General features: G+C 72.8%; 9 protein-coding genes. 2 read left to right on the top strand and 7 right to left on the bottom strand.

Annotated elements, in window-relative coordinates; genetic code table 11:
- Nucleotides 1–16: 16 nt before the first annotated feature.
- The gene (locus C2L58_RS46260) at nt 17–4,126 is read left to right on the top strand and encodes an RHS repeat-associated core domain-containing protein (RefSeq protein ID WP_146073831.1); all 4,110 of its coding nucleotides are present in this window, start codon (nt 17–19) and stop codon (nt 4,124–4,126) included.
- A gap of 266 nt (nt 4,127–4,392) precedes the next feature.
- On the opposite strand, the gene C2L58_RS46265 is transcribed toward C2L58_RS46260, so the two are convergent.
- The 7 genes from C2L58_RS46265 to sbnB all read right to left on the bottom strand — a co-directional run bounded on the left by C2L58_RS46265 (nt 4,393) and on the right by sbnB (nt 16,042).
- Complete coding sequence (locus C2L58_RS46265; protein ID WP_103343975.1) at nt 4,393–5,367, bottom strand: glycine betaine ABC transporter substrate-binding protein; 975 nt, start codon at nt 5,365–5,367, stop codon at nt 4,393–4,395.
- Between the two features lie 30 nt (nt 5,368–5,397).
- A complete protein-coding gene (locus C2L58_RS51670) occupies nt 5,398–7,875 on the bottom strand; it encodes an ABC transporter permease subunit (RefSeq protein WP_369904385.1) in 2,478 nt (825 codons plus the stop codon).
- Nucleotides 7,876–8,498: 623 nt separating this feature from the next.
- A complete protein-coding gene (locus tag C2L58_RS49070; protein ID WP_233226314.1) occupies nt 8,499–11,696 on the bottom strand; it encodes an AfsR/SARP family transcriptional regulator in 3,198 nt (1,065 codons plus the stop codon).
- Between the two features lie 214 nt (nt 11,697–11,910).
- Nucleotides 11,911–12,114: an MbtH family protein gene (locus tag C2L58_RS46280; protein ID WP_013226625.1), complete on the bottom strand. Its 204-nt coding sequence runs from the start codon at nt 12,112–12,114 to the stop codon at nt 11,911–11,913.
- Nucleotides 12,115–12,142: 28 nt separating this feature from the next.
- Nucleotides 12,143–13,921, bottom strand: a complete 1,779-nt coding sequence (locus tag C2L58_RS46285; RefSeq protein ID WP_103343976.1) for a non-ribosomal peptide synthetase — start codon at nt 13,919–13,921, stop codon at nt 12,143–12,145.
- Nucleotides 13,922–13,965: 44 nt separating this feature from the next.
- Entirely contained in the window at nt 13,966–14,961 is a 996-nt protein-coding gene (gene sbnA, locus C2L58_RS46290; RefSeq protein WP_103343977.1) for a 2,3-diaminopropionate biosynthesis protein SbnA, read from the bottom strand.
- A gap of 34 nt (nt 14,962–14,995) precedes the next feature.
- On the bottom strand, nt 14,996–16,042 hold the full coding sequence (gene sbnB, locus C2L58_RS46295; RefSeq protein ID WP_103343978.1) for a 2,3-diaminopropionate biosynthesis protein SbnB: 1,047 nt from the start codon (nt 16,040–16,042) through the stop codon (nt 14,996–14,998).
- A 185-nt stretch (nt 16,043–16,227) separates the two neighbouring features.
- On the opposite strand from sbnB, the gene C2L58_RS46300 reads away from it, so the two are divergent.
- On the top strand, nt 16,228–16,641 hold the full coding sequence (locus C2L58_RS46300; RefSeq protein ID WP_233226315.1) for a cobalamin-dependent protein: 414 nt from the start codon (nt 16,228–16,230) through the stop codon (nt 16,639–16,641).
- Nucleotides 16,642–16,643: the final 2 nt, after the last annotated feature.

Raw genomic sequence — 16,643 nt, forward strand, 5'->3', positions numbered from 1 at the left:
GCGCGCCCAGGACACCGTGACGCTCCTGGAAACCGCGCAGAAGGGCTGCGAAGGCGCGTCCAGCGGGGTGAAGACCGCGGGTGAGGTCGTCGCCGCGGTGCGCGCCCTGGTGCGGGACATCATCGCGGAGCTGGTCGGGCACCTGATCAGCTGGGCGCTGCAGGTGCTGTTCACCCTCGGCATCGGGATGACCTGGGTCGTGCCGCAGGTGATCGGCGCGGTGGCCAAGACCGCGTCGAAGATCGCCGATCTGGTGAAGCGGCTGGTGACGGCGCTGAAGGCGCTGATCCCGCTGCTCAAGCGGGCAGGAGCGCTCTTCGACGACGCGGCGAAGGCCCTGCGGAAGATCAAGCCGGGCAAGACCGCGCCGCCGCCCAAGCACGCCGACATCAAGGGTGGCCCGAAGGACATCGGCGGCCCCAACGGCAAGGGCGGCCCGGACGCGCCGCCGCCGAAGGGCGACGGCACCACGCCCTCGGGCGCGAAGGGCGACGGCACCAGCACGTCCGGCGCCAAGGGCGACCCGCCGCCGAAGAGCGACCCGCCGCCGGCGTCCAAGGGCCCCGACGACACGCCGTCCTCGAACGGGAACACCACGCCCTCCGGCGGCGGCAAGGGCCCGGACGGCGGCAAGCCCCGGGACGGCGGGGGCAAGCCGCGCGACGGCGGACTGGCCGACCACAACGGCGCCCCCAAGGAGAACTCGACCCCGACCGACTGCCGCCCGGGCAGCGGCGACCCGATCGACATGACGACCGGCCGGATGATGCTCGCCCAGACCGACGTCGAGATCCAGGGCGTCCTGTCGCTCGTGCTGGAGCGCAGCCACTTCTCCGGCTACCGCAGTGGTGTCCACTTCGGACGGTCCTGGGCGTCGACCGCCGACCAGCGCCTGGAAACCGGCGACGGCCGCGTCGACTTCGCCGCCGAAGACGGCACCCTGCTCGTCTACCCGGTCCCGGGCGCCACGGCCGTCACGCCGGTGGACGGCCCGTGGTGGCCGCTCCGCCGGCTCGGCGACGAGTACGTCCTCGACCAGCCGGACCTCGGCCGCTCCCTGCACTTCCCCGCCGGCGGCGACACCGGCTGGCTGACCGCGATCTCCGACGACGACGGCCACCGGATCACCTTCGACCGCGGCACCGGCGGCGTCCTGCGCGAGATCCGGCACTCGGCCTGGCACCGCATCGCGGTCACCACCGCCGACGGCCGGATCACGGAGTTCGCCTCCGTCGGCGCGGACGACGGCGACCGCGTCACCCTCGCCCGCTTCACCTACGACGAGCGCGGGCACCTGACCGGGGTGGTCAACTCGTCGGGCCGGCCGTACCGGTTCGGCTACGACGATGCCGGCCGCATCACCGCCTGGCAGGACCGCAACGGGTGGGGTTACGAGTTCACCTACGACGAGCGCGACCGGTGCGTCCGCGGCACCGGGCCGCGCGGGGTGCTGAGCTACACCTTCGCCTACGACCGGGAAAACCGCGTCAACCGCGCCACCGACTCGCTCGGGCACACCACCACCTACGAGCTGAACGAGGAGTTCCAGCTCGTCCGGGAGACCGACCCGCTCGGCGGCGTCACGACCTACGAGTGGGACCGCCACGACCGCCTGCTCGCCACCACCGACCCGCTCGGCCGCGTCACCCGCTACGGCTACGACGAGTACGGCAGGCGGACGTCGGAGACCCGCCCGGACGGCAGCGTGCGCAGCGTCCGCTTCGACTCGCGGGGCCGCCCGCGGGCGGTCGTCGAGCCCGACGGCGCGGTCCGGTCCTACGACTACGACGACGCCGGCCGGCTCGTCGCGGCCACCGACCCGATGGGCGGGGTCCGCCGCTACGGCCACGACCCGCGCGGGGCGCTCAGCTCGTTCACCGACGAAGAGGGCCGTACCACCGGGATCGAGTGCGACGCGCTGGGCAAGCCCCGGACGGTGCTCGACCCCGCCGGGGGCCGCACGTCCTACACCTACGACCGGCTGGGCCGCATCGAGTCGGTCACCGACCCGGCGGGCCACACGACGCAGTTCGCGTGGACGGTCGAAGGTGAGCTGTGGAAGCGCATCTCCCCGGACGGCTCGGTGGAGCGCTTCACCTACGACGGCGAAGTGAACGCGATCGAGCGGACGGACGCCACCGGCGCCGTCACCCGTACCGACTTCGGGCCGTTCGACCTGCCCGTCTGCGAAATCGCCCCGGACGGCAGCCGCACCCGGTTCGAGTACGACACCGAACTGCGGCTCGTCTCGGTCACCAACGCCGCCGGCGCGCAGTGGCGGATCGACCACGACGCGGCCGGGCGCGTCGTGCGGGAAACGGACTTCGACGGCCGGGTCGTCACCTACCGCCGCGACGCCGCCGGGCAGCTCCTGGAGAGCAGCCCCGGTACCGGGGCACCGACGACGTACACGTGGGACGCGCTGGGCCGGATGACCGGGAAACGCCGTGGCGACAGCGTCACGACGTACCACTACGACGCCGCGGACCGGCTGGTGCGGGCGCAGAACGCCGACGCCGACCTCACGCTGACCTACGACCGCCTCGGGCGCGTGGTGGCGGAGAGCTGCAACGGCCGCGAGGTCCGCTCCCGGTACGACCGCAGCGGACTGCGGATCGCGCGCCACACCGCCACCGGCGTCACCAGCACCTGGACCTACGACGCGGCGAGCGCACCGGCCGAACTGACCGCCGCCGGCCGCTCGATCCGGTTCGCGCACGACGCGGCCGGGCGCGAGGTCGGGCGCGTCTTCGGCGCGGCGTCGCTGGCCCAGACCTGGGACGTCAACGACCGGCTGGTCGAACAGGTCGTCGCGGGCGCGGACGGGCAGCCGCGGCAGCGCCGCGCCTACCACCACCGGGCGGACGACGTGCTCACCGGCGTCGACGACCTGCTTTCCGGCCGTCGCGAATTCGCCCTGGACCGGCTGGGCCGCGTCACCGGGCTGCGCCGGCCGGCCGGCAGCGAGCGCTACGCCTACGACGCGATGGGCAACGTCACCGTCGCCGACTGGACCGCGCCCCACGCCGCCGCGGGCTCCCGCGAGTACAGCGGAACGCAGGTCCGGCGCGCCGGCGAGGTCCACTACCGCTACGACGAGCTGGGCCGCCTGACCGGGCGGCGGCAGCCGGACGGCGAATGGACGTTCGCGTGGAACGCCGACGACCGCCTCGAGCACGTGCGGACCCCGGACGGGAGCGAGTGGCACTACGCCTACGACGCTCTGGGTCGTCGCGTGGCGAAGCGGCTCCTCGGCCCCGACGGCACGACGGCCGCCGAGACCACCTTCGTCTGGGACGGGATCGTCCCGGCCGAGGAGATCGTCACGACGGCGGGTGCGCCGGCGCGGGTCACCACGTGGGACTGGGAACTCGACCGGCCGGTGCCGGTGAGCGTGCTGGACCGCCGGTCCCGCGCGGACGGCGGCGTCGACGAGCAGTTCCACGCCGTCGTCGCCGACCTGGTCGGCAGCCCCTCGGAGCTGGTGGACGAGACCGGCCGGATCGCCTGGCACGCCACCCAGACGCTGTGGGGCGTGGAAACCACGACCCCGGCGCCGACACCGCTGCGGTTCCCCGGTCAGTACTTCGACGCCGAAACGGGCCTGCACTACAACGTGAACCGGTACTACGAACCGGAAACCGGCCGGTATATCAGCCCGGACCCGATCGGTCTCGGCGGCGGCACCAACCCCCACGCCTACGTCCGCAACCCGACCGGCTGGCTCGACCCGGTCGGGCTGAAGGGCAAGAAGTGCAAGGGCGGCAAGGCGAACAACCCGGTGCTGGCCAACAACCGCCCGGGTCAGCCGGTCTTCCACGGCAACGCGAACGTCCCGGTGACGGAGATCAGCGACAAGAAGTTCGTCGGGGTCCTGGAAAACCTCGCCGCCGGCCGCGGCGAAGGGGCCCGCCGGGCGAAGGAGCTGCTGAAGCAGATGCGGGAAGGCCGGGGCTGGCAGCAGACGGCGGGCATCCACCAGGGCGGCCTGGGCGGAGCCGCGGGCGGCGCGGACCCGAGGCCCCACATCACGGTGAACGTCGGCGGCCGGGGGTACCACGTGCACGTCGGGAGTTCGAACGGAAACCTGTTCGCACAGGACATCACGCCCAACCCGATCCGCTGAGCTACCCGGCTGCCCCTGCACTGCCCGAAGCCGGCCAGACCTGGTGGGCGAACCGCTGACGCGTCACTGTTCAAGAGGTGTGCCGAGGGGTGCCAAGGAGCCCGATCCGGGCCGCACGCACCCCTTCGGCCATCTCGGGCGTTCGGCTGGTCAGGACCGATGAGGACCGGTTGCGACCGATCGCGGTATGCCCCTGATATGCCCCCGAGATTCCACGGTGGCTCGCCGCTACCGCCCGAAGGGCGGTGTGGTGCTCCACGGACGGCTCAGCTGATGAACCCGGCCGACTTGAGCCAGTCGCGGGCCACGAGCTCGGGCTTCTGGCCGTCGACGCTGACCTTCTTGTTCAGGTTCGTGAGCGTGGCCGTGTCGAGCTTCGCGGCAATCGGCGTGAAGACCTGCTCCAGCTGCGGATACTTCTGCGCGAGACCGGCGGCGATCGTGATGGCGGGGTTGTACGTCGGGAAGAAGTGCTTGTCGTCCTCCAGCACGGTCAGGTGCTGCCCCGCCACGCGCCCGTCGGTGGAGGCGACCGAGCCGAAGCCGCAGGTGTCCCCCTTGCCGATGCTGGGGTAGACGACGGCGTCGTTGAGCACGTGCACCTGCGGTTCGGGCAAGGTGAACCCGTAGGTCTTCTCCAGGCCGGGGAACCCGTCGTCGCGGCTCTTGAACTCCGGGCCGATGCACGTCGAGGCCGCGGCCGGGTCCCGCTTCGCCAGGGCCGCGTAGTCCGAGATCGTCTTGACCCCGGTCCGGGCGAGCGCCGCCGGATTACCGGCGAGGGCGTAGGTGTCGTTGGCCGGTGAGCGGGCCCACCAGGTCACCCCGTTGGCGGCGTCGGCTTGTTTGACCGCGTCGTACTGCGCCTGCGCATCGGCGATCGGCCTGGTCTGCTTGAGGTAGCCGATCCAGGCGGTGCCGGTGTACTCCCAGTACAGGTCGACCGCGCCGCTCGTGAGCGCCTGCCGGACGTTGCTCGAGCCGGTGATGTTGGTCTTGTCCTGCGGGCTCGCTCCGGCCGCCTGCAGCGCGACGAGGGCGATCTGGCCGAGCAGCAGCTGCTCGTCGAACTCCTTGGAGCTGACGCGGATCTGCGCGCCGGCCAGCGCGTCGATCTTCTTGATGGATCCCGCCCCCACCTGAGCGGCGGTCTGGTCCTTGCCGATCGTGCAACCGGCCGCGAGCGCCGCGGCCGCGACAAGCGCGACGACAGCGGCCGTCGTGCGCTGGGAGATCCTCATGGATCGATCCTCCTTGAATCGTGGGGGGAGCTACATACCGCGTGGGTGCAGGACCTCCTCGGCGACCAGGCCCAGCCAGTCGGCGAAGAGCGCCAGAGCGGCGACAACGATGCCGAAGGTAAGACTGAGGATCGGGCGGTACAGGCCGATTCCGGCGACGAGCCCGCCGCCGAGGCCGCCGCCGTCGATGAAGGTCGCCAGCGTCGCGCTCGCGACGGTGAGCACGAGCGCCGTCCGGACCCCGGCGAGGATCACCGGGACGGCCAGCGGCAGCTCGATCCGCCACAGGATCGCCGTCTTCGTCATGCCCATGCCCCGCGCGGCGTCGACGATCGTCGGGTCGACGCCGTCGAGGCCGACGATCGTGTTGCGCAGCACCGGCAAGGTCGCGTAGACGACCAGCGCCGTCACCGCCGTCGTGGTTCCCGTGCCGATCCAGAGCGCGAGCAGCACGACGAGCCCGATCGACGGGATCGCCTGGCCGAGATTGCCCAGGCCCAGGCCGATCGGCCGGAGCCACCGGGCGCCGGGACGGGTGAGCAGGATGCCCAGCGGGAGGGCGAGGGCGATGGTGCACACCGTCGAGATGAGCGTGAGCCGCACGTGCGCGCCCAGCTCGGCGAAGATCTCGTCGGCGTTGAGGTAGCGCTGTTCGATCGAGTCCAGCGGGTGCGCACGCACGAGGAGGTGGAGCGCCAGCAGGGCGAGGGTGAGCAGCACCGGGCGCACCAGCAGCCCGAGCCGGCGCCGGCGGTGCCGCGTGGGCGGCCCGGTGTCCCGGCCAGGTGACGCCTGGGCGTCGGGGACCGCGGGCGGCGGTACCTCACCGGCGGGTTGCAGCGCCGCGACGAGGCCGGGCACGTCGCACACCCCCAGCGGGTGTCCGGTGTCGTCCTCGGTCACCACGACCGCGGTGCTGCCGGTGCGCACCATGGCGTCCAGTGCGTCCCGCAGGGTGGCCTCGCGCGAGACCGGCGGCAGTCCGTCGACCTCGGCCACCGGCCGGAGTTCCAGGTCTCCCAACCGGATCAGCCCGAGCCGCTTCAGGTTTCTCTTCGAGCCGACGAAGGCCGCGACGTAGTCGTCGGCCGGCGCGGCGAGGATCGCCTGGGGCGTGTCGTACTGCGCGATCTCGGAGCGTGGGCGCAGCACGGCGATCCGGTCGCCGACCTTGAGCGCCTCGTCGAAGTCGTGCGTGACGAACACGATCGTCTTGCGCACTTTCCGTTGCAGGCGCAGGAACTCATCCTGCAGCCGGGCACGCGTGATCGGGTCGGTGGAACCGAACGGCTCGTCCATCAGCATGACCGGCGGGTCCGCGGCCATCGCCCGCGCCACGCCGACGCGCTGCTGCTGGCCGCCGGAAAGTTCCCGCGGGTACCGGCTGCCGTGTTCGCGGGTCAGGCCGACGACGTCGAGCAGCTCGCGCACGCGGCCGGCGATGCGGCGGCGGGTCCAGCCGAGCATCCGCGGCACCACCCCGATGTTGGCGTCCACCCGCAGGTGCGGGAAGAGCCCGACCTGCTGGATGACGTACCCGGTGTGCCGCCGGTGTTCGTCGAGGTCCAGTGCGGACACGTCGGTTCCGCCGATCGTGACGACGCCCGAGGTGGGCTCGACAAGCCGGTTGATCATCCGCATGGTCGTCGTCTTCCCGCACCCCGACGGGCCGGTCAGCACGACGATCTCACCCGCGGGGATCCGCATCGTCAGGCGTCCGACCGCGGGCACCGCCTGTCCCGGGTAGTGCTTGCCGAGGTCCCGCAGCTCGATCGTCTCGCCGCCTGCTCCGACCGCTTCCCCTGACGTCTCCGGAGCCGCCGCCCGGCGGGCGCGCGGACGTCGCCGGGCGGTCAGCTTGCCCACGACCGCAAAGGCCAGGTCGAACAGCAGCGCCAGCACCACGATTCCCAGCGTTCCGGTCAGTACCTGGTTCAGCGAGTTGACCGAGCCGAACCGGCCGAGCCCGTCGAAGATCTCGTTGCCCAGCCCCGGGCCCTTGACGTACGCGCCGATGGCCGCGATGCCGATCGTGATCTGCGTCGAGACACGGATGCCGGAGAGGATCACCGGCCAGGCCAGCGGCAGCCGCACGCGCCACAGCAGCCGCACGCGGCCGAGGCCCATGCCGCGCGCCGCGTCCACCACGGCCGGGTCGACGCCGCGCAAGCCGACGATCGTGTTGCGCGTGATCGGCAGGAGTGCGTAGAGCACCAGCGCGAACAGGACGTTCGTCAGTCCGAGCCCGAACGGGCCGATCAGGATGCCCAGCAGCGCGATCGACGGGACGGTCAGGAACGCCGCGGTCGTCGTGGTCGCCACCGACCCGAGCCACCGCCGCCGGTAGGTGAGCAGGCCGATCGTCATACCGACCAGCACAGCCAGCGCCACTGCCGCGAGGGTGAGATCCATGTGGAGGATCGCGTCATTGACGACGTCGACCCAGTTCTCGCGGAGGTACTCCGACAGGCTCAGTGGCGCGCTCCTCGACGTCGCGGGAGGCGGCAAAGACCGACCCCCCGGGTCCGGCTGGGCCTCCAGCCCAGCACGTCCGCAGGGTTCCTGTCCACTGCCGGCCTCACGGCGTGGCCGCCGCTGCGGGAGGCGCGTCGGCGACCCCACCCCACCGAGCAGAGCCAGGATCGCGTCGAGCGAACCTCGCACGGCGCCGCCGCCGTGCACCCTCGACGCGGCATCGGCCACGGCGCATCGGATCGACCGGCTCCGCCACCCGCAGGCCGCCGGTCCGCGCGTGCTGCCATGGCTGGTCACCGCCACGGCGCTCACCCTGCTGGCGACGCCACCAGCTCATCCCGCGCTGAGCCTCATGCCGCCGCGGAGACCCAGGCCGGAAAGCCCTGGTGCTCCTGGCCGGTCACGCTGAATCCGGCGATCCGCGCCGTGGAGCATCCGCGGTCCGGAGAACGTGAGGTCGGTCTGATGCCGGGCTGAAGCCACCGCCCCGCAGAATTGCGCCAGGGTGATCGCCTGGCCCGGACGACGGGCGGCACCGAAGTCTCGGGTGCCGCGGTGGGGGGAGGAGCCACGGCACCCACCCGAGGGGGGCAGAAGGACGCCTTCAGCGCAGCGGATGCACTGAAGGCGTCCTTCCGGGCCGGAAGTCCCGGCCCTCAATTCCGGGCGGGCAACGCGGCCTCCGGAACGCCCAGCACCGTGAAGATCTCCAGAGCCGCCGCGCGCGACTCCGAGGCGGCCGCCGTGTCCCCGCGAGACTCCTGGACCGCGGCGGCCACCCGCAGGGCCCGTGCCTCGTGCAACCGCTGTCCGTTCTCCCGCGCACCCTTCAGCGCCCGGCCGATGTACCGCGAAGCCGCCGGGCGGTCGCCCAGGTCCAGGCACGCCGCCGCCAGCTCGGTCAGCGCCGCGCATTCCAGCACCCGCATGCCCGTCTCGTTCATCTTGGCCAGGGCCAGCTCCGTATGCGTCACCGCGTCCGACGGGTGACCGATCGCGCGGTGCGCGGCGGCGAGCCCGATGAGAACGGACGTCTCGCCGTAGCGGAAGTGGATTTTCCGGGCCAGCTCCAGCGCCACCGAGTACCCCTCGATGCTGTCCGCGACCCGTCCCCGCCGCCGGGCGACGGTCGCGAGAATCTCCAGCGCGCCCGCTTCCTGCCGGCGTTCGCCAAGCTCACGACCCTTTTCCAAGGCCTGACGGGCGCGCTTTTCCGCATCGCCGTAGCGTCCGAGGTCGCAGTAGGTCTCGGCCAGGCACACCAGGTTGTTCGTGAACATGTTCCGCAGTCCCCACTGCTCGCACAGCAGCAGTCCTTCCTCGTGGCATTCCGCGGATTCCCGCATCCGGCCCGCGGTCCAGTGGGCCAGCCCGAGCCCGTTGAGCGCGAGCAGCCGGACGTACCGGTTGCCGCTCCGCTCGCTGAGCTCGACGGCCTCGGTGTGCCACCGGATCGCCGTCTCGACCCGGCCCAGCGACAGCAGCGAAACACCGACGTAGTTGGTCTCGCGCGCCTCGGTCCCCAGGTCGCCGATCTGCCGGGCGATGGCCAGCGCGCGCTCGTGGTGGCGCATCCCGTCGTGCGGCCTGCCCAGCTGCGAGTACACCCGGCCGAGTCCGTGCCGCGCCTCCGACTCGGCCGCGGGGTCCATGCCCGTCCCGCCGCATTCGAGAGCTTCCTCGTACCGGGCGATCGCGGCGTCGTAGTCGCTCAGGTAGTAGGCGATCGTCCCGCGCAGCACGAGCACCGAGACCTCGGCGAGGCGATCGCCCGCTTCGCGGGCGGCGCCCAGGGCGGCGTTGGCCACCGCGAGCCCGTCCGCCGCGAGCCCGCGCCCGGCGTAGTAGCCACGCAGTGTGTCAGCCAGCAACGTGCTGTAGCGGCGAAGCTGGGGCGACCGAGCCGCGCGTTCGACCGCGGCGACGAGGTTCGGGCGCTCCTCGTCGAGCCAGCGCATCGCCGGCTCGTCGTCCTCGAACGACGCCTCGGGTGCCGACGTGGCCAGGATCCGGCGGAACAGCGGGTACAGCCGCTGCGTGGCGGCCACCGCGGTGTCCAGGTAGTACTCGTACAGCCGCGCGTCGGCCGCGGCCAGCTCGCCGGCCACCTCGTCGGCCCGCGCGCGGTCGGCGGCGTATTCGCGCAGCAGGTCGTGGAACTGGAACCGGGTGGCGCTGCGCCGGGTGAGCAGGCTCGCCGCCACCAGCCGGTCGAGGCAGCGCCGGGTGTCCGGGCCGGCCGGCGCCTCCGCCGCGGCGAGGCCGAAATCGGGTCCCGGGATCCGGCCCAGCAGCCGGAACACGCGCCGCGCCGGTTCGTCGAGCGCCTGGTAGGACAGCTGGAACGTCGCGCGCACGGCGACGTCCGGGTCGCCCTCGATGGCCAGCTCCGCCAGCGGGTCGGCCCGCAGCGCGGCCACGTAGTCCCCGATCGAGGAGTACCTGCCACCCACCAGGTTCGCCGCGGCGATCCGCAGCGCCAGCGGCAGGTGCCCGCACAGGCCGGCGAGCCGGTCGACGGCCCGCGGTTCGGCGTCGACCAGGCCGGGGTCGAGCAGGTCGGTGAGCAGCGTCCGGGCGTCCGAGGTGGTCAGCACGTCCAGGGCGAGCACCCGGGCGTCGTTGAGCACGGTCAGCCCGCGCAGGTCGCCGCGGCTGGTCACCAGCGCCGCGCAGCCGGGGTTGGGCGGCAGCAGCGGCCGGACCTGATCGGCGGCGGCGGCGTTGTCCAGCACCACCAGCACCCGCCGTCCGGCCAGCAGCGTCCGGTAGAGCACGACCTGCTCGTCCAGCGTCACCGGCACCCGCGAGGCGGACACGCCGAGTGCGCGCAGGCACAGCGTCAGCGCCTGGGTCTTGGACAACGGCGAGGTCGACGCGTACCCGCGCAGGTCGACGAACAGCTGGCCGTCCGGGAAGCGAGCGGCCATCCGGTGCGCCCAGTGCACGGCCAGCGCGGTCTTGCCGATCCCCCCGGGCCCCGCGATCGCCAGCGTCCGGTTTCCGGGCGGGTCGCCGAGCAGCGCGTCGAGCTTCGCCAGGTCCGACGTCCGCCCGGAGAAGCTGGGCAGGTCCGCGGGGAGCTGGCAGGCGGCGGGAAGCGGTTCGGCGGCGGCCGGCTCTTCCGCTGCGGTCAGGATCGCGCGGTGCGCCGCGCGCAGCCGCGGGCCCGGCTCGACACCGAGCTCCTCGGCGAGCATCCGGTGCACGTCACGGTAGGTTTCCAGCGCGTCCGCCTGCCGCCCGCACCGGTGCAGCGCCAGGATGTACAGCGCCCAGAACGACTCCTGCCAGGAGTGTTGCCGGGTCAGGGTGGCGAGTTCACCGACGATTTCGCGGTGCCGGCCCAGCTCGAGGCTGACCTCCAGGTAGCGTTCACGGGTGCGCAGCAGCTCCTCGGCGAGCGGGACGGCCTCGTCGCGGTGCAGCGACTCGGACGGGATGTCGGCCAGCGGCGCACCCCGCCGGCACGCCAGCGCCTCGGCCAGCAGCGTCCGCTCGGTCTCCAGGTCGGCCTCGCGAGCCCGTCCGACGAGCGAGCGGAAGCGCTCCAGGTCCGACTGCCCGGGCTCCAGCCGCAGCAGGTAGCCGTCCGGGCGCGTCTCGATCAGGGCCTCGCCGAGCGCGCGCCGCAGCCTTTGCGCGTAGAGCTGCGCGCTCTTGCGCGCGGTGGGGGGTTGCACGCCGCCCCACAGGTACTCGGCGAGCCGGTCCAAGGTGATCGTGGCGTTCGCGCGCAGCAGCAGCGCGGCGAGCACGATGCGCAGCTTCGGCCCGTTGACCGGGACCGGCGTGCCACCGCGTGTCACCTCGAGCGGACCGAGGATTCCGAACCTCAGATCGGATGTGCCCACGTCTTCCCCTCGCACGGGCAGCACGAGGTGGGTCGGCCGTCCGCTGCCGACCAGGGTAACGGGGTATTGAGCTCGACGGCCCAGTCGCCACCGCGGCACGGATGCCCCGGCTCACCGCCGCCGGTCCTGGTCCACGTCGAGGCCGGAACGGAGTCGAGGTACGGGGGGCGGATCCTCCGCCGAGCGGAAAACCCGCCCCCCGGGGATATCCGGGTCAGTGAGCCGCGGCCATGCGCTCGCGCAAGCTGCGCGGCCGCATGTCGGTCCACACCGCGTCGATGTGGGCGAGGCAGTCCTCCTGCGGTCCGGTCGTGCCCTCCGCGTGCCAGCCGGTGGGCAGGTCGCGGTCCGCGGGCCAGATCGAGTACTGCTCCTCGTCGTTGACGACGACCTGGAACGTGCCGGTGTTCTCGAACATCGTGGGTGCCCTTTCGGTTTCGGAAAACTCAGTGGACTTCGGCCAGGTCGGCCAGGAGGAGCTGTTCGATGCGTGCGGCCGTGTCCTGCACGGTCGGGTATTCGAAGATCAGCTTGATCGGCAGGTTCAGCTCGTAGGCCTGCCGCAGCCGGCTGAGCACCCGCACCGCCAGCAGCGAATGGCCGCCGGCGTCCAGGAAGTCGCGGTCGATGCTGACGCGGTCCAGGCCGAGCACCGCGCACCAGATCGCCGCGACCGTCTCCTCGGTGGTCGTCCGGGGCGCCAGGAACGCCGCCGGCTCCTCCTCCGGTGTGGTGGGGGCCACCGCCGTCAGCGCGTTGCGGTCGACCTTCCCGCTGGCCAGCAACGGCAACGCGGCCACGAAGGTGATCGTGCTGGGAATCGCGTACGACGTGAGGTGCTCGCCGAGGTGGGCCCGCAGGTCGGCGCCGGTCGTCTTCGGTTCGGCCACCACGTACGCGGCCAGCTGCTTGCCGCCCGCGATCGCGGGGACCGCCACCACCGCCGCCCCCAGCACGGCCGGGTGGGCCACCAGCGCGGCCTCGACCTCACCCAGCTCGACGCGGACGCCGCGGATCTTCACCTGGTTGTCGACGCGGCCGAGGAACGTGATCGTCCCGTCGGCGCGGCGGACCGCCCGGTCACCGGTGCGGTAGACGCGCCGGCCGCCGGGAGCCGGCACGAAGGCCAGCGCGGTGCGGCGCGGGTCGCCGAGGTAGCCGCGGGCCAGTCCTTCGCCGCCGATGCACAGCTCGCCGGTCTCCCCGGCCGGGACCTCATCGAGCCGCGCGTCGCGGACACGCACCTCGCACGCGGTCATGTCGGTGCCGATCGGCACGCTCTCGTCGGCGGACAGGCCGTCCTCGATCGTCACCCGGTGGTAGGTCGAGTCGATCGACGCCTCGGTCACCCCCCACGTGTTGTCCAGCTCGACGGTGCCGCCGAAGCGGGCCGAGAAGCGCCGGGCGGTGATCGGGCGCAGGGCTTCGCCACTGCTCAACGCCGACCGCAGCGACGCCAGGCCCGCCATGTCGTCGTCGGTGAGCGCGTCCAGGAACAGGTCCAGCACGCTCGGCACGAACTGCAGGTGCACCACCCGGTACTTGACGGCGGCGTCGATGATGGCCCGCGGATCGCGGTGCGCGCCCGGCTCCAGCACGGCCACCCGGCCACCGTGCATCAGCGGCCAGAACAGTTCCACGGCAGCGTCGTCGAAGGTGAGCGTGGTCTTGTGCAGGACGGTTTCGCCCGGCCGCAGGTCGTGGCGGTCCTGCATCCAGCGCATCCGGTTGATCCAGCCGGTGTGCGGGCACCCGACGCCCTTCGGCCGGCCGGTCGAACCGGACGTGCAGTAGACGGCCGCGAGGTTGTCCCCGCCGGTCGCCGCGGACACGGGCACCGGGGAACCGGTGGTCGCGACGAGCACGGGCTGCTGCCCCAGCGACACCATCCGGTCCACACAGGACGGCTGGGTCAGGGTGATCCGGGCCCCCGCGATGTCGAGGGTGTCGGCCACGCGCTGGTCCGGGGAGTCGGGCTCGACCGGCACGTAGGCGCCGCCGGCCCGCAGCACGGCGAGGACGCCGACGACCATCTCCACCGCCCGGTCCATCACGACGCCGACGCGCACCTCGGGGCCGACGCCGAGCGCCTTGAGGCGGGCCGCGGTGGCGTTGGCCAGCTCGTCCAGTTCGCGGTAGGTCAGGGCCCGCCGCGCGTCGACGACGGCCTGCGCGTCCGGCGTGCGGGCCGCCTGCGCGGCGATCAGCCGGTCCAATGTGGTCATGATTTCTCCTTCGATCCCAAGCGATCGGTCGGCGCGGCCACCGCTCACCCGACCGCGGTCATCGGCTCGGGGCGGCGGGTGCCTGCCCCCGGTTCGAGCACATCCGGGCCGTAGCCGGCCCGCAGCCATTCGTCGTCGTAGACGGTTTGCAAGTAGCGTTCGCCGAGGTCGGGCGAGATGGCGACGGCCGTGCCCTGCCGCGGCGAGCCGGCCAGCCACGCCAGCGCCCCGGCGACCACGGTGCCGGTGGAACCGCCGAGCAGGAACCCCTGCCGGGCCAGCGCCCGGCAGGTCCGCGCGGTTTCGGCTTCGTCCACCAGCACCACGTCGTCCACATAGGACCGATCGAGCAACGGCGGCCGGAACCCCATGCCCAGGCCGGGGATCAGCCGCCGCCCGGGCGGTCCGCCGAAGCTGACCGAGCCGTGGGTGTCGACCGCGATGATCAGCGCGCTGCTGCCGGTGTCACGCAGGTAGCGCGCGCAGCCCATCAGGGTGCCGGTCGTGCCCGCGCCGACGAACAGCAGCTCGAGCTCCGGGAACCGGTGCAGGATGGCCGGGGCGGTGCGCCGGTAGTGCGCCGTCCAGTTCGCCGGGTTGGCGTACTGGTTGGTCCACACACAACGCTCGTCCGCCGCGAGCAGCTCGCGGATCAGCGCCACCCGGGCGGCGACCAGGCCGCCGGTGGGGTGCGGGGTGGTGACGACGTGGACGGTGGCGCCGAGCGCGCGCATCAGCGCGACGGTGGTGGGGTTGCACCGGCTGTCGGTGACGCAGACGAACCCGAGGCCGCGGTTGGCCGCGACCGCGCTCAACGCGACGCCGAGGTTGCCCGACGAGGACTCGACCAGGATCGAGTCCGGCCGCAGCACCCCGCTGCGCTGCGCCCGGTCGACCATCTCGGCCGCGACCTTCAGCTTGACCGAGCCGCCGAAGTTGAAGCCCTCGCACTTGAGGTGCAGGCCCGGGTGGAACGTGGGGCCGAGGTCGATGAAGAGATCGTCCTCCACGTACTGGTGTGGTCCGGTGATGACCGGCATGACTGGTCGAACCTCCCGTCCGGCGCGCGGCCGCTCAGCCGTGCCTGCGCAGTTCGTGGAAGAACCCGTCGACGGTGATCGCTCCGGCGTCCCGCGCGCGGCCCTGGACGAGCTTGGCCACCGCGAGGTCGAGCACGCCGAGCCCGAAGGGGGAGAACACGATGGTGCCGGCCGCCGGCGGGACGACGGCGCCGGTGAGCACGTCGTACAACGTGCCCGCCAGGAAGTTCCGGTTGCCCGTCTCCTGCTCGGTGAGGTGGACCGAAGTGGCGGCCCGCAGGCAGTGGTCGGCGTCGTCGACGAAGTTGGCCGCCGCCCGGATCACCGACGGCGCCAGGTCGCGCAGCGAGACGTGCAGCACCACCGGGTGGTGGTCGAACCACTCCGGCGCGTCGATGTGCGGGGTGGCGGCCACGGTGGCGAAGACGATCAGGTCGCTGCCGCGCACGAGGCTCTCGGCATCCGGGTGCACCTCGGCGGGCACGCCGTCGCGCTCGATGCGGTCGCGCAGCCCGCCGGCGTGCTCGGCCGACAGGTCGTGGATGCCGATCCGCTCGAACTCCCAGCCGTCCGCCCGCAGGTACTCGTAGACGTAGCGGCTGATCAGCCCGGCCCCGACGATGCCGAGCCGGCGCGGGGCGGACCGGCCCGCGGTGAGGGTGCGCGCGGCGAGCGCCGCGGACGCCGCCGTGCGGGCGGCGCTGATGATCGAGGCCTCCAGGCACGCGGTCGGGTACCCGGTGCGCTGGTCGTTGAGGATCATCACCGCGGAGGCGCGCGGCAGCCCGCTGGCGATGTTTCCGGGGAAGCTGGAGATCCACTTGATCCCGTCCACCCCGATCGCGCCGCCCGCCGAGGCGGGCAGCGCGATGATGCGCGAGGCCGGCCGCTCCGGGAACCGCAGGAAATAGGACGGCGGGTTGACCGTCGCCCCCGCGCCGTGGGTGCGGTAGGCCTCCTCGACGACGTCGATCACCTCGCGTCGCGCCCCGTCGAGCACCTGGTGCACCACGGCGCCGGGCACCACGGTGAACGACGGCGCCGTCTGGGCCGCGTCCAGGTCCGTCACAGCGATGGTCATCTGCAGCTCCGTCTTCTCGGCTCGGTCGATGCCAGCGATGACACCGGCGGCCGCCTTCGAGCCGCCTTCACCGCGCCATCACCGCACGGCGGGGCGCCACCGGTCCGGTGAAGGCGCGGCGATACCGGCGAGGAGTCCGCTGTGCCGAGCCAATCCACGCGAACCGGCACGACGGAAGGACCTGCATGGCCCCGCAAAGACTCGTGATCCTCGGGGTCGCGGAGAGCGACGCCCACGCCGTGGCCAACCGGCTGATCGCCATGCACCTCGGCCAAGCCGGCTTCGAGGTGGTCAACCTCGGCACGTGCACACCGCTGGCGGACTTCGCCGCGGCGCTGCGCCGGCACCCCACCGCGGAAGCGGTGCTGATCGGCAGCCTGAACGGGCACGTGCACGCCGACTTGCGGGACTTGCCCGCGCTGCGCGCCGAAGGCGAACTGCGGTGCCCGGTGATCGTCGGCGGCAACCTCGCCGTCGGCGTCGACCGGTCCGCCGACGCCCGGCGCCGGCTGCTGGAGCTCGGCGTCGACCGCGTCCTGACCGACGCGGCCGAGCTGATCCCCGTGCTGGACTCGCTGCGGCCGAAGGTGGCGGTGTAGCC

The organism is Amycolatopsis sp. CA-126428 (genome assembly GCF_002904335.1).
Lineage (GTDB): Bacteria > Actinomycetota > Actinomycetes > Mycobacteriales > Pseudonocardiaceae > Amycolatopsis.